The organism is uncultured Tenacibaculum sp., assembly GCF_947498805.1.
In the GTDB taxonomy this organism is placed as follows: domain Bacteria; phylum Bacteroidota; class Bacteroidia; order Flavobacteriales; family Flavobacteriaceae; genus Polaribacter.
Map to the genome: position 1 here is coordinate 452,845 of NZ_CANMLT010000001.1, position 21,413 is coordinate 474,257.

Genomic DNA, 21,413 nt, shown 5'->3' on the forward strand with positions numbered 1-21,413 from the left:
AGGCTATTTTACTTCTTCTTAACGGCTTGAACAAGTTCTAATTTTGTGATGCTAGTTTCTGTAGTGAAAAGACCATAATTAATAAAAGCTTTTTTCTTTTCAATTTTATCAATAGTACCCACAGCGTTTCCGTCTTCTAAACGAACTCTATCTCCTACTTTAAAAACATAATTTGCTTTTGCCTCAGCAATTTTAGCAGCTTCTTTTTTCTTTTCCTCTCGAACCTTAACTACCTTTTTTAATACCTCATTCTCCACTTTTTTAATAGCTTCTTTTTGTTTTTGTTCCGCTATTTTATCTTGTTTCTTTTCGGTTTTGTTCTTCTTCTTAGGAGGGTTTTTCTTTATGAATTTCGTTTTTTCAGCAGTAGCCCATTTAAAGAAACTTGCAGAAAGTTCTTTTTTGTTATTGGTTTGAAAGTACTTGTTTAGCATTTCATTAATGCTCCTTCCTAAAGAAAGCATACGCTGATTGTTATCGTATAACTCTTGAAAACCTTCTAGTTTTTCTCTGATTTTAGATTCTTTTTCTTGTAGGTTTTCAATATGTTCTTGTCCCTTAGATTTTTGTTTTTCTAAGGTGTCTGAAGTTTTTTGGAGTCTGTTACGTTCTTTTTGAAGCTTAGAAATGGTTTTATCTAAACGAACTTTTTCTGTTTCTACACGTTTTTTAGCCCTATTAATTAAACTATAAGGAATTCCGTTTTTCTGAGCAACTTCAAAGGTAAATGAACTACCGGCTTGACCAATAAATAGTTTATATAGTGGCTCTAACGTTCGTTCGTTAAACTGCATATTAGCATTAGTTACATTTTCTAACTCATTAGCTAATACCTTTAAATTAGCATAGTGTGTAGTAATGATACCAAAGGCCTTTTTATCATAAAACTCCTCTAAAAATATCTCTGCCAGAGCACCCCCAAGTTCAGGATCAGATCCAGTTCCGAATTCATCAATTAAGAACAAAGTATTCTCATTACACTTACGTAAAAAATAACGCATATTTTTTAATCGATAACTATAAGTACTTAATTGGTTCTCTATAGATTGATTATCTCCAATATCGGTTAAAATTGTGTTGAATAAAGTAGTCTCACTACGTTCATGCACAGGAATTAACAATCCGCTCTGTAGCATTAGTTGTAATAGACCAATGGTTTTTAAGGTAATACTTTTTCCACCTGCATTTGGACCAGAAATAACAATGATTTGTTGTTTGTCATTTAACTGAATCGTTTGTGGAATGGTCTCTATATCTTGCGCTTTATTTTTTCTCCATAAAACAGGGTGTAGAGCATCTTTTAAATAAACTTTTCTGTTTTTAGTAATCTTAGGTAATAAAGCATTTGTTTCTTTGGCATATTTTGCTTTAGCTCCAACAGTATCAAGATGTGTTAGGAAAATTACATACGCTTCTAATAAAGAAACATAAGGTCTAATTTCTTCTGCTAAAGCTCTTAAAACTTTAACAACCTCTTGCTTTTCTTCGTAAATTAAATTCTGAAGCTCTCTACTGCGTGCTAAAGTAGCTTGAGGAGCTATGTAAACAATGTTTCCAGATTTTGAAGAACCTAGTAAGCTACCTTTTATTTTTTTCCTATGCATAGCCGTTACTGCTAATACACGTTGGTTATCAATAATGGTTTCTTTAATATCATCTAGGTAACCACTAGAAATGTTTTTACTTAATGCTCTAGAAAAACTTTCAGAAATTTTACCTCGTACATTTCCAATATCTTTTCTAATTCGCTTTAAGGTTGGTGAAGCATTATCGGCAACTACTCCGTAAGAAGTAATAATCTTTTTTATAGCATCTGAAACAAAAGTAGTGAACTCAATAGTATCACTCAGTAAGAACAAAGTAGGGTAATAGCTTTCGAATTTTGTTAGAAACTTCTTTAGTTCATTTACGGTATCTGTAACACTGGCTATTTTTAAGAAATTCTCGGTTTCTAGAAAACTGTTCTCAATAGCTAATTTTTTAGTTTCTTCAGTAATATCTTCAAAAAAATGATTCGGAATACGATTCTCATTTTCAAAAGAAGCTAAATATTCATTCACTAAGTTTAATTCAAAAAAAAGCTTCTTTTTATTGCTTATAGGTTGAATATTTAAAGTTGCTTGTTTTCCTAAATCTGAAATACAAAATTCTGCAACTTGTTCTAAAACCGTTGTAAACTCTAAATCTTGAAGTGTTTTTTCTGAAATGTTTTTATTCAAAATATTATAATTGAAACCGAAGCAAAAATAAGAGATACCAACAAAGAATTCCCTTTATTCACCTTCTTTTTTTACTCAGAAATAGTTATATTTGGGATAAAAACATGAAAACGAATATTTTAACACTTCTGTGTTTAGGTTCTTGTTATTTCTTAACTGCTCAAATTAAAGATGTTACCCCAGTAAAATCTGAAGATTTAAAAGAGGTAGTAGTAAAGGGCAAGAGAAAGCTAAATAAAACTTTATCCTATAAAAAAGTAACTACATTAAAAGAAAGGGTATATTCCTTTGATTCCTATGTCGTCAATGATGCGATTTACGTTTTTGGAGGGGATATTTCTGCTTCTGTAAATAGAGGTAGAGCTGTTGTTCATGCATCTGGACAGAATAGGATAAAATCGCAACAACAATTCGTAAAATTATTAAGAAGATTTAAATCAGATACTCATACATATAGTGATGAATTGCAAGTGTTTGATTTGAACTCAGAAGAATGGATAAAAAACAAGACAACGCTTTCTAATAGGGCCTATCATAATGTGAACTATTACAATGGAAACTTTTATGTATTGGGAGGAAAGCGACTTTCAAGAAATAAGCGTTTTGAATATTTAAATGATAAAATAGAAATCGTCAATATTGATTCTTTATCGACCAAAGTAGATGCTACCAACCCGCACCAAGCAATTAATTTTGCATCTACTGTTTATAAGAATTACTTAGTAACTATGGGAGGCTCTTCCAAAAGAAGTGCTAAAAGCAAGGTGAAGTACTCAAACAAAACTCACTTCTTTGATTTTGAAACAGGTTTATGGTATAAACTTCCTAATATGCCAGTAGCAAAAGAAGGAAAAGGAGCTTTGGTAAGACATAAGTTTTATATGATAGGAGGGTATAACGGTAAAGAATTAGTAGGAATAGAATCTTTTGATTTTGTAAGTGGAGAATGGAAAAGGGAAATGGATTTGCCTTTACCAGTGAAAAAACCTGGTTTGGCAGTTTCTAACGGAAACATATTTATACATAACAAGAACTTTATTTTTGTGTACAATACCCAAAAAAATGAGATGCGTAAATACTATATTGGAATAGAGTTACAAGAAAGTAATTTACATGTTTATCAAGGAGATTTGTATATCATAGGAGGGTTTATAGAAACGGAGTTTGTCAAAGAACCTAGTGGAAATGTTTATAAAATAGCTTTAAAAGAGTTTAATAATACAGCATTTAATAGTTTTTAAAATATAGATTATGAAAAAGATACTAGTAGTCGGTTTATGTATTTTTAAGCTAGCTATAGCTGTTGTTGCTGCTCAAAAAGATAAAGATACCCTCATAAAAACTGATAATCTAGATGAGGTAATTGTAAAGGGTAAAAGAAAGCTACGTAAAACTTTACCTTATAAAAAAGTAACAGCATTAAAAGAAAGAGTATATTCTTTTGACTCGTATGTAGTCAATGATGCGCTTTATGTTTTTGGAGGAGATGTCTCTTCTACTAACAATAGAGGTAAAGGGATGGTTGAAGCAACTGCAGGTGTAGGAGTAGGGACATTAGAGAAGTTTGTGAAATTGTTAAGAAGGTTTAAATCGAATACGAACGAATACAGTGATGAACTACAGGTGTTTGATTTGAAATCAAAAGAATGGATAAAAAATAAGGTTGCCTTATCCAATAGAGCTTATCATAATGTGAATTATTACGATGGGAACTTTTATGTGCTAGGAGGAAAGCGACTTTCAAAAAACAAACGCTTTGAATATTTAAACGATAAAATTGAGATTGTCAATATTGATTCATTATCGACTCAAGTAGATGATACCAATCCACATCAAGCAATTAATTTTGCGTCGGATGTTTATAAGAACTATTTAGTGGTGATGGGAGGTTCGTCTAAAAAAAGCGCTAAAAGTGCTGTCAAATATTCTAATAAAACCCATTTTTTTGATCTTAAAACAGGTTTATGGTATAAACTTCCAGATATGCCAGTGGCAAAAGAAGGGAAAGGAGTTTTGGTAAGACATAAGTTTTTTTTGATAGGAGGGTATAACGGTAAAGAATTAGCAGGAATAGAGTCTTTTGATTTTGTAAGCGGAGAATGGAAAAAGGAAATGAATTTACCTTTACCAATGAAAAAACCTGGTTTGGCAGCATCCAAAGAGCAGATTTTTATTTATGACAAGAATGTTATTTTGGTATATGATACACGTAAAGATGAAATGCGTAAATATTATATTGGAGTAGAATTAGAAGAAAGTAATTTGCACATTTATCAAGAAGCCTTGTATATAGTTGGTGGTTTTACAAAGAATGAATTTGCAAAAGAACCTAGTGGAAATATCTACAAAATAGATTTAAAGGAGTTTAATAAAACTGAGTTTGACAGTTTCTAAATTGTAGTTTATGAAAAAGATATTACTAATTAGCCTATGTGTTTTTAAACTCGCAATGGTTGAAGGGCAGGAAAAGGAGAATTCTTCAGTGAAATCCGAAGATTTAAAAGAAGTAGTTGTTAAGGGAAAGAGGAAACTTCATAAAACATTGCCCTTTAAAAAGGTATCTCAATTAAAAAAAAGAGTATACGCGTTTGACTCTTATGTGATTGATGATAAACTCTATGTTTTTGGAGGAGATGCTTCCTCTTCTATAAACAGAGCAAGAGGAGCTATAGATGTGTCAGGTATGAACATAGAGAGCTTTGGTCAACTCTTAAAAGTATTAAGAAGGTTTGGTCCAGACCATCATGAGTATAGCGATAAATTACAATTGTTTGATTTAGAGTTAGGGAATTGGATAGAAAATGAAGTAAAACTTTCTAATAGAGCTTATCATAACATAAATTATTACAAAGGAGACTTTTATGTATTGGGAGGAAAACGATTTTCAAAAAATAAGCGTTTTGAATATTTAAATGACAAAATAGAGATTGTCAATGTAAACTCTTTATCCACAACTATTGACGAAACCAACCCGCATCAAGCAATTAACTTTGCATCTGATGTTTATAAGAACTATTTAGTGGTGATGGGAGGTTCATTTAAAAAGAATGCACGAAGCAGGGTAAAGTATTCCTGTAAAACCCATTTTTTTGATTTTACATCAGGTTTGTGGTACGAACTTCCTAAGATGCCTGTAGCTAAAGAAACAAAAGGAGTTTTGGTAAGACATAAGTTTTATTTGGTTGGTGGGTATAACGGAAAAGAATTGACAGGGGTAGAGTCTTTTGATTTTGTAAGTGGAGAATGGAAAAAGGAAATGGATTTACCTTTACCAATGAAAAATCCGGGTTTAGCGGTTTCAAAAGAGCAAATCTTTATATATAATAAAAACGTCATTTTAGTCTACGATACGCGTAAAGATGAAATGCGCAAATATTATATTAGAATAGAATTAGAAGAAAGTAATCTACATGTTTATCAAGGAGCTTTGTATATAATTGGTGGATTTACGATGAATGGAATTACAAAAGAACCAAGTGGAAATATATATAAAATAGATTTAAAGGAGTTTAATAAAACTGAGTTTGATAATTTCTAAATTGAAGTTTATGAAAAAGATATTACTAATTAGCCTATGTGTTTTTAAACTAGCAATGGTTGAAGGACAGGAAAAGGAAAAACCTTCTGTAAAACACGAAGATTTAAATGAGGTTGTTGTTAAAGGAAAAAGAAAATTACATAAGACACTGCAATATGAAAAAGTAGCTACTCTTAAAAGCCCTGTATTTTCTTTTGGATCCCAAATCGTTGATGGGAAAGTTTATGTGATGGGAGGAGATGTTTCTTTTAAAACAGCGTTGGGAGCAAAGATTTGGGATAATAAAATAACAAAGCCAGATCATGATTTTAAACTTAAGGATTTCGTTAGATTAATGAGAAGATATAGGTCTTCTAATCATAGCTACAGTGATCAAATTCAAGTGTTTGATTTACAATCAAAGAAATGGATTAAGAACAAAGTAAAACTTTCCAATAGAGCTTATCATAATATGAACTATTATAATGGGAATTTTTATATTCTTGGAGGAAAGCGTCTTTCAAAGAACAAACGGTTTGAGTATTTAAATGGAACAATAGAGGTACTAAATATAGACTCGTTGTCTACAAAGGTAGATGATACCAACCCGCATCAAGCAATTAACTTTGCTTCTGGGGTTTATAAAAACTATATGGTTGTTATGGGTGGTTCTTTTAAAAAGAGGGCACGAGGAGCAGTGAAATACTCAAATGAATCTCACTTTTTTGATTTCAAAACAGGTTTGTGGTATGAACTTCCACAGATGCCCGTAGCGAAGGAGGCAAAAGGAGTTTTAGTAAAACATAAATTTTATTTGATTGGAGGATATAACGGAAAGGAATTGTCAGGTATAGAATCTTTTGATTTTGTTAGTGGACAATGGAAGCAGGAAATAAGCTTACCTTTACCCATGAAAAAGCCGGGTTTAGCAGCCTCAAAGGATCGTATATTTATCTATGACAAAAATATTGTCTTTGTATACGATACTCTTAAAGATGAAATGCGTAAGTATTATATCGGAATAGAATTAGAAGAAAGTAATTTGCACGTTTATCAGGGATCTTTATATATAATTGGCGGTTTTACAAATAATAAATTTGATAAAGAACCTAGCGGAAATATTTATAAAATAGATTTAAAAGAATTTAATAAAACAGAAAGCTTAAATTTTTAAAAAGAATGCAGGTAAAGATAGCTGATAGCTGGAAAAATATTTTAGAAGAAGAGTTTCAAAAGGAGTACTTTGAAAACTTAACCAATTTTGTAAAAGAAGAGTATCAGCAGTATACCTGCTACCCAAAAACAACTGATATTTTTGCAGCCTTTGATTATTGTAGTTTTGAAGATGTCAAAGTGGTGATCATTGGGCAAGATCCTTATCATGGAATAGGTCAGGCAAATGGATTGTGTTTTTCTGTTCATAATGGAATTGCGCATCCACCTTCATTAATCAATATTTTCAAAGAAATTGAAACAGATTTAGGAATAGCTTATCCAGGATCGGGTGATTTATCTAAATGGGCACAACAAGGAGTTTTATTATTAAATGCAACATTAACCGTTCGAGCCCATGAAGCAGGAAGTCATCAGAGAAAAGGATGGGAGCAATTTACAGATGCTGTAATTCAAAAAATATCAGAAAACAAAGAAGATGTGGTCTTTTTACTTTGGGGTGGATATGCTAAAAAGAAAGGGGCAAAAATAGATAAGAAAAAACATCATGTATTAACTTCAGGGCATCCTTCACCATTAAGTGCAAACAGAGGATATTGGTTTGGAAACAAACATTTTTCTCAAACAAATGAGTTTTTAGAGCAGAAAAAAATGAAAAAGATCAATTGGTAGTTGTTTTTTTTTAGGTGGTTTTTGAAAAGTTAATGAACTGTTAATTAACTATAGATGTTTGGTTTTTAACTAATTAATAACACAAAGAACTTTTTATAGTATCTAATTTGTGAAGGTTAATTAACTAAAAATTACCTTCAAGATGAAACCAAACAATTACTTCAAAATTTTACTAAGCTTTTTATTAATAATTAGCGTTAACTCGTATGCGCAATTAAATTTACCTCGTGGAAGTCAGCAGGCTACCGTTTCGCAGCGTATTGGTGTTTCCGATATTTATGTAAAATATGCTAGACCAAGTGTTAATAAGAGAGAAGTTTGGGGGAAATTAGTTCCTTATGGAATGAATGATTTAAACTTCGGGACTGCTAAGGAATCTCCATGGCGTGCAGGCGCCAATGAAAATACCATTATAAAATTTACTACAGATGTTACCGTTGAGGGGAAGCCTTTAAAAGCAGGAAAGTACGGTTTGCATATGATTATTCATAATAATGATAAGGCAACAATTATTTTTTCAAAAAACTACAGTGCTTGGGGAAGCTATTTTTACAAGCCAGGAGAAGATGCTTTGCGAGTAGATGTAGATATGAAAGACATTCCTCATGTAGAGCAGTTGACTTATGATTTTACAGATGTTACTAAAAACTCTGCTATACTCTCTTTAAAATGGGAAAAGAAACAAATTCCAATGAAGATAGGAGTTGATGTGACAAAGGATGTGCTAACCTATGTTCGTAAGAAGCTAGAAGGACAAGCTGGCTTTAACCGTCAATCTTGGGAGCAAGCAGCAAACTTTTCAATGAATAATGGAGGAGATTTAGAAGAAGCTTTAGGATGGATTGACAACGCAATTTCTGGGCAATTCTATAGTCAAAAAACCTTTAGAAATGTTGCGATAAAGGCGCAAATATTGAATAAATTAGGGAAAAAGGAGGAATACAATAAAATGATAGACGAAGCCGCAGGAATGGCTAATACTGCTCAGTTAAACAGATTGGGTTATGCAATGATTAATTCAAAAGATTATCCTAGAGCAATTAAATATATGCAATTGAATGTGAGTAATAACCCTAAAAGCGCAAATGCATATGATAGTTTAGGAGAGGCATACAAAGCAGCAGGAGAAAACAAGAAGGCTATTAAGGCATTGAAAAAGGCACTAGCTTTAAACCCTCCAGCAAATGTAAAAGCAAATTCAGAAAAGTTATTGAAAGAGTTAGGTGCTATGTAAAAAGAGATAATTAAAGCTCGTTTAATTCGATTAACCAGGCTTTTTTTAGTGCTAACATGGGTTTTATCTAAAACCCATGTTTTTTTATTCTAAGAAAGAAGATTTGGGAGAATGGTTTGATTGTAGTAGGGTAAGGTAATAGCCTCTAATATATCTTCTGTAATATCTGGATATGTTACTTCAATTGTTTTAGTTGATTTAAGCCATTTTGAAATTTTTTTATACTGTTTTTTATTGAATTTTTTAAGAACAGGAATATTCATTTCTTTTAAGCTCAAAGCATTGCATTGTTGTTCGTATTGATTCTTCATAGGTACAACCATTAGTTTTTTTCGAAGATACAAGGCTTCCGCAGGGGTTTCGAAACCTGCACCACAAAGAATACCAGCAGAAGAAGCCATACTTTTGATAAAGTAAGAGTTGTTAATTGGTTGTATGGTGATGTTGTTGTGTAACTTGTATTCTTTAGAATGTTTAGAGAATACTTCCCACTTAACATGTTTGAATTCTGATAATACTTTTATAATCTTTTGATCGCTATAGGCTGGAAGGTATACAGTGTAGTGTCCTTTGTTCGTTTTGTTTTGGTATCGAATCTCTTTTCGAATTATTGGTGTAAAAATAGCAGAAGAATAAGCTTGGAAATGAAAACCGAACTTCACTTTTGCTGGAGCGTAGTATCTAAGAATTAACCTTTCAATTTTATACAAACCATATTTAGGCGAGGCACTGTCGAGAACTGCATTTTGGTGGCTTAATGAAATTATGGGAACGTTTTTGAGTTTAGCGGCCCATGCCGTTACTGGTTCAAAATCATTTATAATAAGATCATATTCTTGAATAGGGATTGATCGTACTTCTTTTATTAGATTGCTTAGCTTTATTTTTTTTAGCGTTTGTTTAAAGTCAATACCCCCTTTTTTGCCAAAAACAAAGCTAAGTCCATATAACTTATATTTGATTTTGAAAGGAAATTTAAGGTCACATTGATATCCGCTAATTAATAGGTCTACGTCTGCCTTTCTTTGTAAGTAAGGAACAATTTCTAAAGCTCTACTAGCATGTCCATTTCCAGTTCCTTGAATTGCGTATAAGATTCTCATAGATTATTTAAGGGATTTGTTAATATTAAATTCTGCCAATAGTTCTTCAAAAATTTGAGAAGTGTTTCCTTCACTGCCAATAAGTTCTTTATCATGGATTTCCTGATCAGAAGCTAAATTTTTAGCGATTAGATCATTTTCATATTCATATACCTTCCAAGTTTTATTTTTGTATTCAAGGGCAGTTAAGTTTTCAACCCAATCACCAGAATTCAAATAGGTTGTTTTACCATTTTCATTGGTAATTTCTCTAATTTCTGGTTGATGTATATGACCACATACTACATAATCGTACCCATTTTCAATTGCGATATATGAGGCAGTCTTTTCAAAATCATTGATGAATTTCACGGCGCTTTTTACACTGTTCTTTATTTTTTTAGAAAATGACAATCGATCGTATCCAAGCTTTAGGTTTATCCAATTAACGGCAGTATTAATTAAGATTAAAGTGTCATATCCAATACCTCCTAGTTTAGCAAGCCATTTAGAATGTTGCATGGTAACATCAAAAACATCTCCATGGAAAAACCATGCCTTTTTCCCATCTATGTTGAGAACAATTTTGTTGACAATTTCAAAAGAACCAAGTTTAAAACCTTTGAACTTTCTTAACATTTCATCATGGTTTCCAGTTATATAATAAACTTTGGTACCAGAGGTAATAAAAGACATTAGTTGTTTTATAACTTTTAGATGAGGTTTAGGGAAGTATCGCTTGTTAAATTGCCAGATATCTATAATATCACCATTTAAAACTAGAATTTTAGGGTTAATAGTTTTTAAATAGTTGTTTAACGCTGTTGCTCTACATCCAAAAGTACCTAAATGTACGTCAGATATTACTACAATATCTAATTTACGGCGTTTGCTTTTCTTCATTTTTAAGTCTTTACATTGTATATAGTATCAAATGTACTTTTTCAATGTATACTTAAAATAAAGTTAGGGTAAAGTATTGGTAATTAGAATGTTGTTTGTTTGTAAAGATAAAGTTATATAAAAGTAAAGGCTCGAAATTTCGAGCCTTTACTTTTATATATATGATATGTAAGAAGAAATGATTACTTGTTATACAATACCCAAGTTCCTTGTTCTAATAATGGAATAGCTTGTTTGTATTTTACTTCTTTCTCTTCACCACTCATTACATTTTTAATCGTAACACGTTCGTTACGTCCAATTTTTGGCTGTTCTCTTACAATCGTTTCTACAACTTGTTGCTCTTGTGTTTGTTGATTACGAGCGTCAGAAATAGCTTGTTGCGTTGAGTTTTGAACTTCATCTTTGCTATAATCTAACTGTTCACGTTGTTGCTCATGAGCTTCAGAAACTTGAGAAGCATCTTGAGTTGGTAACTGTCCTTTAAACAAGAATGATAGTACTTCTTTATTTACCTTATCAATTGTTTCTTGGAATAACTCAAAAGCCTCAAACTTATAGATTAATAAAGGATCTTTTTGCTCATAGGTTGCGTTTTGAACAGTTTGTTTTAACTCGTCCATCTTACGTAAGTGATCTTTCCAGTTCTCGTCAATAATGGCTAGTGTAATATTCTTTTCAAAGTCATTTACCAACGATTTTCCTTCAGATTCGTACGCTTCTTTTAAGTTTGTTACTACTTGTAAAGTCTTAATTCCATCTGTAAAAGGAACTACAATACGCTCATAACGATCTCCTTCGTTTTCAAAAACATTTTTGATAACTGGATATGCTTGAGAAGCATTTCTATCTGAATCTTTCTTATAGTGTTCCGTTACGATCACATATAATTTATCGATTAATTCTTGCTCAGGTAAACTATTGAATTCTTCTTCTGAAAAAGGAGAGGTCATAGATGAGAATCGAATCAATTCAAAATCAAAATTCTGAAAGTTTTTAGAGGCTTTATTTTGTCTAACAACTGAATCGCAAGTGTCATAAATCATATTTGCAATGTCAATCTGTAAACGTTGACCATCTAAAGCATGGCGACGACGTTTGTAAACAAATTCACGTTGAGAATTCATTACATCATCATATTCTAATAAACGCTTACGAATTCCGAAGTTGTTTTCTTCAACTTTCTTTTGTGCTCTTTCAATAGATTTAGTGATCATAGAATGCTGAATCACTTCTCCTTCTTTTAAGCCCATTCGATCCATCATTTTAGCAATTCTTTCAGAACCAAATAAACGCATTAGGTTATCATCTAAGGCTACATAGAACTGAGAAGAACCTACATCTCCTTGACGTCCAGCACGACCTCTTAACTGACGGTCTACACGACGAGAATCATGACGCTCTGTACCAATGATTGCTAAACCTCCGGCAGCTTTTACTTCATCAGATAATTTAATATCGGTACCACGACCTGCCATATTTGTTGCAATAGTAACAACTCCTGGTTTACCAGCTTCTGCCACTACATCTGCTTCTTTCTTGTGTAATTTTGCATTTAAGATGTTATGAGGAATCTTACGCATTTTAAGCATTCTTCCTAATAATTCTGAAATTTCAACCGAAGTAGTACCTACTAATACAGGTCTTCCTTGGTTTACTAGTTCTACTACATCATCAATTACTGCATTATATTTTTCTCTAGTAGTTTTGTAAACTAAATCTTGTTTGTCGTCACGAGCAATCGGACGATTTGTTGGAATTTCTACAACATCTAATTTGTAAATTTCCCAGAATTCCCCAGCTTCGGTAATAGCGGTACCCGTCATACCTGAAAGCTTACGGTACATTCTAAAGTAGTTCTGTAAAGTAACAGTAGCAAAAGTCTGAGTCGCGTCTTCAATTTTTACATTTTCTTTAGCTTCAATAGCTTGATGTAAACCATCTGAATAACGACGACCATCCATAATACGACCAGTTTGTTCGTCTACAATCATTACTTTGTTGTCCATTACAACATACTCAACATCTTTCTCAAACACGGTATACGCTTTTAAAAGCTGATTCATGGTGTGAATACGTTCACTTTTGATGCTGTAATCTCTATATAATTCTTCTTTTTGAGAAGCTTTTTCTTCTGCAGTTACTTCACTACCATCAATTTCTCCAACTCGAACACTTAAGTCAGGTAAAACGAAGAAAGTAGCATTTTTAGTAATGTCAGAAAGATGAGCAATACCTTTATCGGTTAAATCAATTTGATTGTTTTTTTCTTCAACTGTAAACCATAATTCAGCATCAACTTCAGGCATTAATTTGTTATTGTCTTGCATGTAGAAGTTCTCTGTTTTTTGCAAGATTTGTCTAACACCTTCTTGAGATAAAAACTTAATTAAAGCTTTGTTTTTTGGTAAACCTCTATAAACTCGTAGTAATTGAAATCCACCTTCTTTAGTATCACCTTCTTTAATTAATCTCTTAGCTTCCGCTAAAACACCTACTAAATATTTATTTTGTAAAGAAACTAAGTCTGAAACTAAAGGTTTAAGATCATTAAACTCATGACGGTCTCCTTGTGGAATAGGACCAGAGATAATTAATGGTGTACGTGCATCATCAATTAACACAGAATCTACCTCGTCAATAATAGCATAGTTAGGTGCGCGTTGTACTAAGTCTGCTTTAGAAGAAGCCATATTATCACGTAAATAATCAAAACCAAACTCATTGTTTGTTCCGTAAGTAATATCTGCGTTATAAGCTTTTCTACGTGCTTCAGAATTTGGTTGGTGATAGTCAATACAATCTGTGCTTAAACCATGAAACTCAAAGATAGGAGCCATCCATGCACGGTCACGTTTTGCTAAGTAGTCGTTTACTGTTACTACATGCACACCATTACCTGTTAAAGCATTTAAATATACTGGTAAAGTAGAAACTAATGTTTTACCTTCTCCAGTCATCATTTCTGCAATTTTACCCTGATGTAAAATAGATCCACCAATTAACTGAACATCGTAGTGAATCATGTCCCAAGTAACTTCTTTACCAGATGCATCCCATGAGTTTGCCCAAAAAGCTTTGTCACCTTCTAGAACTACATGTTCTCTTGTACCAGATAATTCACGATCAAAAGGAGTTGCTGTTACTTCAATTTCTGTATTAGTGGCAAAACGTTTAGCAGTTTCTTTAATAACAGCAAAAGCTTCAGGCATGATATCAGCTAATACTTTTTCAGAAGCTTCGTATGCATCATCTTTTAATTGGTCTATTTCTTTATAGATTTCTTCTTGACGATCAATATCAGCAGAGGTAGCTTCTTCTTCTAAAGTAGTTATTTGCTCATTAAAAGACTTCGTTGCTTGGTTTATTTTAGTTTTAAATTCGATTGTTTTTGAACGTAGTTCATCACTAGATAAACTACTTAAAGTGCCCTCAATAGATTTTACTTGGTCTACGATGGGTTGGATTAATTTTAAGTCTTTTTGTTGTTTGTCTCCAACAAATATTTTTATAATCGAATTTAAAATGCTCATTGTAAAATATTGTTTTAAAGCGAATTACATGTGTATGTAATCGGTTTGTTTTCTTTTTTTGTTTGGTGCTTAAAAATAAGCAAAAAAAAAGCCTCTATAGTAAGAGACTTTTATTAGTATTTTTTTAGTATTCGTCTTCGTTCCAAAGATAATCTTCTTCAGTAGGATAATCTGGCCAAATTTCAACGATTGAATCATAAGCCTCTCCTTCATCCTCAATATCTTGCAGATTCTCAACTACTTCTAAAGGAGCTCCAGTACGAATTGCATAATCTATTAATTCGTCTTTGGTTGCTGGCCAAGGCGCATCTGCTAAATAAGATGCTAATTCTAGTGTCCAATACATTTCTTATCTGTTTGTTTTTTTAGATTTCTCGCAAAAATATATTTTTTTTTTAAAAAGTCAAGTTTTTTTTTAAAAATGTGTAATTTAAATAAAAAGAACGTTTTAAAGCTTTTCAGGAATCCATTTAATTTCTTCAGCTTGTAGTGTTTGGGTCAACTTCCGTGCCAACACAAAAAGATAGTCAGAAAGTCGGTTTAAATACATTAAAACATTATTATCAATACCTTCTTCGTCATTTAAAGCGACAGATAAACGTTCGGCTCTTCTACATACACAGCGCGCTACATGACAGAATGACACAGTTTGATGCCCTCCCGGCAGAACAAAATGCGTCATTGGTGGAAGAGTATCGTTCATATTATCTATTTCAGTTTCTAAAAAAGAAATAGAAGCTTCGTTTATTTTAGGAATATTTAAGCGTTCTTTTCCACTTTTTAAAGTTTCTTTTTCAGGGGGAGTTGCAAGCATGGCTCCTAAAGTGAATAATTCATTTTGAACTCTAGTTAAGGCTTCTTTGGTTAAGTTATCAATATCTTGATCTCTTATAAGTCCAATATATGAATTGAGCTCGTCTACCGTACCATAACTTTCGATTCGCAAATGATACTTAGGTACTCGAGTACCACCAAATAAAGCAGTGGTTCCTTTATCGCCAGTTTTAGTATATATTTTCATTTTAAATAAGTTGATTTTCTTTAAGAGTGTTTAAAATGTATTCAGGACACTTTACAGGTCTTTTAGTAGTAGCGTCCATAAAAACTAATGTAGTACTTCCGGTACAGATTAGTTCATTGTTTTGATTTGTAATTTCAACGGAAAATTCAATTCTTACTCCAGGTTCTTTTTTTAAAGTTGTTTTAATAGATAAAAGATCGTCGTAGTAGGCAGATTTCTTAAAATTACAATTTAATGAAATTACAGGAAGCATTATGCCTGTTTTTTCCATATATTTGTACGTAACGCCCATAGAACGTAACCATTCGGTACGCCCTATTTCAAAGTATTGAGCGTAATTTCCGTGATAAACAACGCCCATTTGGTCGGTTTCAGCATATCGAACGCGGATATTAGATATATGTTTCAGCAAGATTGATGATTTCAAAATTTATATTGCAAACGTTACATAAAAAATAATTAAAAGTCAATAGCAAATCGATTTTTTTTTACTGAATTTTATTCACATTTTTGTTCATCCAATCGAGTATGATTGGAGTCCCCTAGATTTGAAGGAAATTAACCATTATTTTAAACGTTTTTACACCTAATATGACTAAAACTGCAGAATCAGTTTGGAATGAATGCTTGTCTTTTATTAAAGATAATATAAAACCACAAGCATACAAGACTTGGTTTGAGCCTATTAAACCAATGAAGCTTTCAGGGGAGGCTTTAACTGTTCAGGTACCAAGTAAGTTCTTTTACGAATGGTTAGAAGAACATTATATCAAATTGTTAAGAGTGGCTTTAGTTCGTCAATTAGGTAATGAAGCAAAGTTGATTTATGATGTACGTATGGAAAATACGTATAGTAGTAACAGTCCTCAAACGGTTAAAATACCAAGTTCAAATCGTAATCCAATAAAACCTCAAAAAGTAACTGTTCCTATTGAGTCTAAAAGAGAATTAAAAAATCCTTTTATTATTCCAGGACTTCAAAAGGTAAAGATTGAATCGCAATTAAATCCAAATTATAATTTTGTGAATTTTGTAGAAGGAGATTCAAATCGTTTAGCACGTTCGGCAGGAATGGCTGTAGCTAATAAACCTGGAGGAACTTCTTTTAATCCTTTGTTAATTTATGGAGGAGTAGGTTTAGGGAAAACACACTTAGCACATGCTATTGGTGTGGAAATTAAAGATAAATATCCAGATAAGACTGTCTTATACATATCATCGGAAAAGTTTACGCAACAGTTTATCGATTCTGTAAAATCGAATACTAGAAATGACTTTATTCATTTTTATCAGATGATTGATGTGTTAATTATTGATGATGTTCAATTCTTATCAGGAAAAGCAGGAACACAAGATGTGTTCTTCCATATATTTAACCATTTACATCAAAATGGAAAACAGGTGATTTTAACTTCAGATAAGGCACCTGTAGATATGCAAGATATTGAACAACGTTTACTATCTCGTTTTAAATGGGGGTTATCTGCAGAATTGCAATCTCCAGATTATGAAACTAGAATTTCTATTCTTCAAAATAAACTTTATAGAGATGGTGTAGAAATGCCAGAAGAGATTGTAGAGTATATAGCTAAGAATATTAAGTCGAATGTTCGCGAGTTAGAAGGTGTTATTATATCCATGATTGCGCAAGCATCGTTCAATAGAAAAGAATTTACAATTGAGTTGGCAAAACTAATTGTAGATAAGTTTGTAAAGAATACGAAGAAAGAGGTATCGATAGATTATATACAGAAAGTAGTGTCTAAATATTTCGATATGGACGTTGCTACCTTACAATCTAAAACTCGTAAGCGTCATATTGTGCAAGCTCGTCAATTAGCAATGTACTTTGCAAAACGTTTAACTAAGTCATCTTTAGCAAGTATCGGCAGTCAAATAGGTCAGAGAGATCATGCTACTGTGCTACATGCTTGTAAAACAGTAGATAATTTAACAGAAACGGATAAGCAATTTAAAAAGTACGTTGAAGACTTGATGAAAAAGTTAACACTGTAAAATTAAGATTATGAAAATACTTATGGTATGTTTGGGGAATATATGTCGTTCACCATTGGCCGAGGGTATTTTACAATCTAAAGTAAATGATTCAGTAAAGGTGGATTCTGCTGGAACCTCTGGGTTTCATCAAGGAGAATTACCAGATTCAAGATCTATAGCTGTAGCAAAGAAGTATAGTATAGATATTACGAATCAAAGATCGAGAAAGTTTACTGCTAATGATTTTAGAGAGTTTGACTTGATCTATGCTATGGATGTAAGTAATTACCGAGATATTTTATCATTGGCTAGTACAGAAGAAGATAGGGGAAGGGTTAAGATGATTTTGAATGAATCATATCCAAATGAAAATAGAAATGTTCCTGATCCTTATTATGGAGGAGATATGGGATTTGAAAATGTATATTCAATGTTAGATGAAGCTTGTGAAATTATAGCTTCCAAATTATAAACTCATGCGAGGAAAACTTTATTTAATACCTACAACATTAGGAGATACAGAACCTTTAGAGGTAATGCCATTGTCTGTGAAAAAAGTAATAGAACATTTGAATTACTTTATTGTAGAGAATGAAAAATCGGCAAGAAGATTTATTAAAAAGATCACTCCATCTAAATCGCAACCGTCTTTAGAATTACGTTTGTTAGATAAATATTCTGATGAGTTTGAAACTCAGAATTATTTAGATGTTTGTGAAGAAGGTGTTTCCGTTGGTTTATTGTCTGAAGCAGGAGTTCCTGCTGTGGCAGATCCAGGGGCTAGTATTGTAAAATTAGCACATCAAAAAGGAATTCAAGTGGTACCTTTAGTAGGGCCTTCTTCTATTTTAATGGCTATGATGGCTTCGGGTATGAATGGGCAAAACTTTGCGTTTAATGGGTATTTACCTATTGATAAAGGAGATCGAAAAAAAGCAATTAAAGAGCTGGAACGATTATCAAAAGATAAAAATCAGTCTCAAATTTTTATTGAAACTCCATATAGAAATGAGAAAATGTTAGATGATTTAAGGTCTGTACTTTCTCCAGATACTAGGGTATGTGTTGCTTGCGATATAACACTACCTACAGAGTATATAAAAACACTTTCTATTAAAGATTGGAAAAAAACAAAAACGGATTTACATAAAAGACCAACAATTTTTATAATTCATAAATAATAAAAAAAATGCTCAATAATTATTGAGCATTTTTTCTGTCTTCTAGCCATTCTTGGTATTTGTCTTTATGTTTGAAACGCTTGTGAGTCCATAAATAAAACTCAGGTTGTTTTCTGATATGTTTTTCAGTAATTGCTAAATACTTGTCTGTAATTTCAAAATTATCAAACTCTTTAGGAGTCGTAGTGATAACTTCAAATTCACTAGAATAATACCCGCGTTTTATTTTTGTGGTATTGATATTTACAATTGCAAAATCGTATTTTTTAGCTAAAATTTCCATTCCAGTATGAACAGGAACTTTTTGATTTAAAAATTCAGCCCAATATCTCGTTCTTTTTAACTGAGGAGATTGATCACTTAATAAAATATATAAGCTTTGAATACCGTTTTTTACACGCTCTTCTAATTTTTTATTAAAGAGTCCAGTAGGTACTCCGTCAAAACCGAATTTAGTTCTTGAGGCTTTTATAGCTTTTTCAAAATATGGATTTTGAATTCTTGTATAAGCACCATAACAACTAATATTTGCATGTAATGGAAGTCCGAAGGATAGCTCCCAGTTTCCTTGATGCGAACCGGTAAGGATAATACTTTTTCCTTCGCTTGCAAGTTTATTGATTACCTCTACATTTTTATAGGTATATCTTTTTTGAATCGCTTTTTTTGAAATCGTAAAAGATTTGATGCTTTCAAAAATTAAATCAATAAAATGTTTTTGAAATTTTTTAGATAAAGAATGAACTTCTTGATCTGTTTTTTCTGGAAAAGCCATTTTTATGTTTTGAACCACCACTTTTTTACGGTAGCCAACAACGTTGAATATAATAAAACGGAAAAAATCAGAAATAACATATAGTATTCTCATAGGGAGAATAGATAGTATCCATATTAGAGGATATACAAGAGCGAAAACTAGTAGTTTCATTAAAGTTTAAAATTTAGGCAAATATCGGACTAAATATTTAAAATATATTAGCGTTGTTTTATTTATGTTTGTTAAAAATTAATAAAGAATGGATAGAGTTATTTTGCTGCTTATTATAGCTAATGTTTTAGTTTCTTATAAAGGATTTAATGACTATGGCTTTTTTGATAAATATAAATTCCAAATAGGAAGAATTCAAGCAGGAGAAAAGTTGAGAATGATTACTTCGGGATTTTTACATGTAGATTGGTTGCATTTGATATTAAACATGTATGCGTTGTATCTGTTTGGAGGGGTGGTTGTGAAAACTTTTGGAACAATTAATTTTCTTTTAATATATGCGGCTAGCTTATTGGCGGGAAGTATGTATTCATTTGTACAGCATAAAAAGGAATATTACTACAGCGCTGTTGGTGCGTCTGGAGCAGTTTCAGGAATTATATTTTCTTCTATATTGGTGTATCCAGATATGAGCTTAATTATGTTTCCATTGCCTATTCCGTTACCAGGATATGTATTTGGGATAGGATATTTAATATATTCTATTTATGGAATGAAGAAGAATATTGGAAATATTGGTCATTCTGCACATTTAGGAGGGGCAATTGGAGGGTATGTATTAACATTAATATTAAAACCGTATCTAATTTCGAGAGAGCCCGTAATTATTTTGGTAATGGGCATAATTATTGGAGGCCTATTACTTTTTGGAGATAAATTAAAACTTAGTAAATAAAAAAAACCGAAACGAAAGTTTCGGTTTTTTTTGAGCGGGAGACCAGGTTCGAACTGGCGACATTCAGCTTGGAAGGCTGACGCTCTACCAACTGAGCTACTCCCGCATGGTAAAGACTTTGTGCAATATAAAATTGCTATGTAATCTAGAGCGGGAGACCAGGTTCGAACTGGCGACATTCAGCTTGGAAGGCTGACGCTCTACCAACTGAGCTACTCCCGCATGGTAAAGACTTTGTGCAATATAAAATTGCTATGTAATTTAGAGCGGGAGACCAGGTTCGAACTGGCGACATTCAGCTTGGAAGGCTGACGCTCTACCAACTGAGCTACTCCCGCAGTAAAGCGGTTGCAAATATAAGATTGTTTGTAAGATTACCAAAGATTTTTTGTGAAAAATTAATAGTTTTTTTAGAGGATTCTCGTAACGTTCACAAAATGAAAAGCTAACGAAATTATAACGTGGCAGAAATTTTTTAGAAGTTAAATAGATACCTTGGTTTTTTGAGTGTTTTTAAGGAAGAGCTTAACCAAACCAATAAAAAAAACAAAGAAAATTACGGTTTCCCGTAAAAAAAACGTATTTTGTCATGTGCGATGTCTCGGGGGACTTCGCTCAATACATTTTTATGTATTGATAAAAAAGCACAGGTGATCTATTTGCCTGTGCTTTTTAATGTTTAGTATATGTTATAATGTTATGTAAAAGTATTAAGTTGCTTTTTAATAAAAGGTTTTGTCATCTCTCATAACTTTTACAAAATGAAATCCGTAAATTTCAAATCCTTCGTTGTAATAAAATTTATGTGATTTTCTGTTACCTGTATAGGTATTTAATTCAATGGCTTCGCAACCTTTCTCTTTGGTGTACTGATAAATCCATTCAAAAAAACGTTTTCCTATATTATTTCCTCTATAGGATTCATCAATAATTACATGGTCGGGTTCTACGCTTTTACCGACATAATGACGATGACTGTACCATAATCCAGAAATTCCTATTAATTTCTCTTCGTCATAGGCACCTACACATTCATAGTGGGAGCATTCTGTCATTTTATAAATACGTTCCTCTAAAAGGTTGTGAGGAGTAGTTGTATTTATGATTTTTAGTAATGGAAGTATTGTACTGATTTCTTTTTTATCGATTGGTTTAAATTGAATATTCATTGCTCGTATTATTGTTAGGCTAATTTAAGAAATGTACTACTAGAAGC

General features: G+C 32.2%; 19 protein-coding genes and 3 tRNA genes. 10 read left to right on the forward strand and 12 right to left on the reverse strand.

All coding sequences use genetic code 11. From position 1 onward, the window contains the following. Positions 1-8 precede the first annotated feature (8 nt). Positions 9-2,219 (reverse strand): DNA mismatch repair protein MutS, encoded by a 2,211-nt coding sequence (locus Q0873_RS02360; protein ID WP_299104160.1) that lies wholly within the window; start codon positions 2,217-2,219, stop codon positions 9-11. A 104-nt stretch (positions 2,220-2,323) separates the two neighbouring features. Here Q0873_RS02360 and Q0873_RS02365 point away from each other — a divergent pair, with 104 nt between their 5' ends. The 6 genes from Q0873_RS02365 to Q0873_RS02390 all read left to right on the forward strand — a co-directional run bounded on the left by Q0873_RS02365 (position 2,324) and on the right by Q0873_RS02390 (position 8,815). Continuing rightward, complete coding sequence (locus Q0873_RS02365) at positions 2,324-3,460, forward strand: hypothetical protein (RefSeq protein ID WP_299104161.1); 1,137 nt, start codon at positions 2,324-2,326, stop codon at positions 3,458-3,460. A 10-nt stretch (positions 3,461-3,470) separates the two neighbouring features. Then, the gene (locus tag Q0873_RS02370; protein ID WP_299104162.1) at positions 3,471-4,613 is read left to right on the forward strand and encodes a kelch repeat-containing protein; all 1,143 of its coding nucleotides are present in this window, start codon (positions 3,471-3,473) and stop codon (positions 4,611-4,613) included. Between the two features lie 10 nt (positions 4,614-4,623). Continuing rightward, on the forward strand, positions 4,624-5,757 hold the full coding sequence (locus Q0873_RS02375) for a hypothetical protein (RefSeq protein WP_299104163.1): 1,134 nt from the start codon (positions 4,624-4,626) through the stop codon (positions 5,755-5,757). Between the two features lie 10 nt (positions 5,758-5,767). Then, positions 5,768-6,910, forward strand: a complete 1,143-nt coding sequence (locus Q0873_RS02380) for a hypothetical protein (protein ID WP_299104164.1) — start codon at positions 5,768-5,770, stop codon at positions 6,908-6,910. Positions 6,911-6,915: 5 nt separating this feature from the next. Continuing rightward, entirely contained in the window at positions 6,916-7,581 is a 666-nt protein-coding gene (locus tag Q0873_RS02385) for a uracil-DNA glycosylase (RefSeq protein ID WP_299104165.1), read from the forward strand. 142 nt (positions 7,582-7,723) lie between these two features. Then, positions 7,724-8,815: a DUF2911 domain-containing protein gene (locus Q0873_RS02390; protein WP_299104167.1), complete on the forward strand. Its 1,092-nt coding sequence runs from the start codon at positions 7,724-7,726 to the stop codon at positions 8,813-8,815. Positions 8,816-8,904: 89 nt separating this feature from the next. Here the strand turns inward: Q0873_RS02390 and Q0873_RS02395 are convergent, their stop codons facing one another. The 6 genes from Q0873_RS02395 to Q0873_RS02420 form a co-directional block, all read right to left on the reverse strand. After that, positions 8,905-9,918 (reverse strand): glycosyltransferase family protein, encoded by a 1,014-nt coding sequence (locus Q0873_RS02395; RefSeq protein WP_299104169.1) that lies wholly within the window; start codon positions 9,916-9,918, stop codon positions 8,905-8,907. 3 nt (positions 9,919-9,921) lie between these two features. Continuing rightward, positions 9,922-10,800 carry a UDP-2,3-diacylglucosamine diphosphatase gene (locus Q0873_RS02400; RefSeq protein ID WP_299104171.1) on the reverse strand — a complete coding sequence of 293 codons (879 nt, stop codon included), beginning with the start codon at positions 10,798-10,800 and terminating at the stop codon, positions 9,922-9,924. A 182-nt stretch (positions 10,801-10,982) separates the two neighbouring features. Continuing rightward, positions 10,983-14,333 (reverse strand): preprotein translocase subunit SecA, encoded by a 3,351-nt coding sequence (secA, locus tag Q0873_RS02405; RefSeq protein ID WP_299104173.1) that lies wholly within the window; start codon positions 14,331-14,333, stop codon positions 10,983-10,985. A 124-nt stretch (positions 14,334-14,457) separates the two neighbouring features. Then, entirely contained in the window at positions 14,458-14,679 is a 222-nt protein-coding gene (locus tag Q0873_RS02410) for a DUF2795 domain-containing protein (protein WP_299104175.1), read from the reverse strand. A 102-nt stretch (positions 14,680-14,781) separates the two neighbouring features. Next, positions 14,782-15,354, reverse strand: a complete 573-nt coding sequence (locus Q0873_RS02415; protein ID WP_299104176.1) for a cob(I)yrinic acid a,c-diamide adenosyltransferase — start codon at positions 15,352-15,354, stop codon at positions 14,782-14,784. Position 15,355: 1 nt separating this feature from the next. Continuing rightward, the gene (locus tag Q0873_RS02420) at positions 15,356-15,781 is read right to left on the reverse strand and encodes a thioesterase family protein (protein WP_299104177.1); all 426 of its coding nucleotides are present in this window, start codon (positions 15,779-15,781) and stop codon (positions 15,356-15,358) included. A gap of 164 nt (positions 15,782-15,945) precedes the next feature. Between Q0873_RS02420 and dnaA the strand changes: the two genes are divergently transcribed. From dnaA to Q0873_RS02435, 3 genes are read left to right on the forward strand one after another with little or no spacing between them, the layout of a single operon-like run. Further along, entirely contained in the window at positions 15,946-17,370 is a 1,425-nt protein-coding gene (gene dnaA / locus Q0873_RS02425) for a chromosomal replication initiator protein DnaA (RefSeq protein ID WP_299104179.1), read from the forward strand. A gap of 10 nt (positions 17,371-17,380) precedes the next feature. Next, on the forward strand, positions 17,381-17,824 hold the full coding sequence (locus Q0873_RS02430) for a low molecular weight protein-tyrosine-phosphatase (RefSeq protein WP_299104180.1): 444 nt from the start codon (positions 17,381-17,383) through the stop codon (positions 17,822-17,824). A 4-nt stretch (positions 17,825-17,828) separates the two neighbouring features. Next, entirely contained in the window at positions 17,829-18,533 is a 705-nt protein-coding gene (locus Q0873_RS02435; RefSeq protein WP_299104181.1) for an SAM-dependent methyltransferase, read from the forward strand. A 19-nt stretch (positions 18,534-18,552) separates the two neighbouring features. Here Q0873_RS02435 and Q0873_RS02440 read toward each other — a convergent pair whose 3' ends face one another. After that, positions 18,553-19,461: a lysophospholipid acyltransferase family protein gene (locus Q0873_RS02440; protein WP_299104182.1), complete on the reverse strand. Its 909-nt coding sequence runs from the start codon at positions 19,459-19,461 to the stop codon at positions 18,553-18,555. Between the two features lie 88 nt (positions 19,462-19,549). Between Q0873_RS02440 and Q0873_RS02445 the strand changes: the two genes are divergently transcribed. Beyond that, positions 19,550-20,197 carry a rhomboid family intramembrane serine protease gene (locus tag Q0873_RS02445; protein ID WP_299104183.1) on the forward strand — a complete coding sequence of 216 codons (648 nt, stop codon included), beginning with the start codon at positions 19,550-19,552 and terminating at the stop codon, positions 20,195-20,197. A 33-nt stretch (positions 20,198-20,230) separates the two neighbouring features. Here Q0873_RS02445 and Q0873_RS02450 read toward each other — a convergent pair. From Q0873_RS02450 to Q0873_RS02465, 4 genes are all read right to left on the reverse strand, one after another. Beyond that, a tRNA-Gly gene (locus tag Q0873_RS02450) sits at positions 20,231-20,303 on the reverse strand. Positions 20,304-20,346: 43 nt separating this feature from the next. Continuing rightward, positions 20,347-20,419, reverse strand: a tRNA-Gly gene (locus Q0873_RS02455). Positions 20,420-20,462: 43 nt separating this feature from the next. Continuing rightward, positions 20,463-20,535 (reverse strand) — tRNA-Gly (locus Q0873_RS02460). Between the two features lie 384 nt (positions 20,536-20,919). After that, positions 20,920-21,366 (reverse strand): GNAT family N-acetyltransferase, encoded by a 447-nt coding sequence (locus Q0873_RS02465; RefSeq protein WP_299104184.1) that lies wholly within the window; start codon positions 21,364-21,366, stop codon positions 20,920-20,922. Positions 21,367-21,413 lie beyond the last annotated feature (47 nt).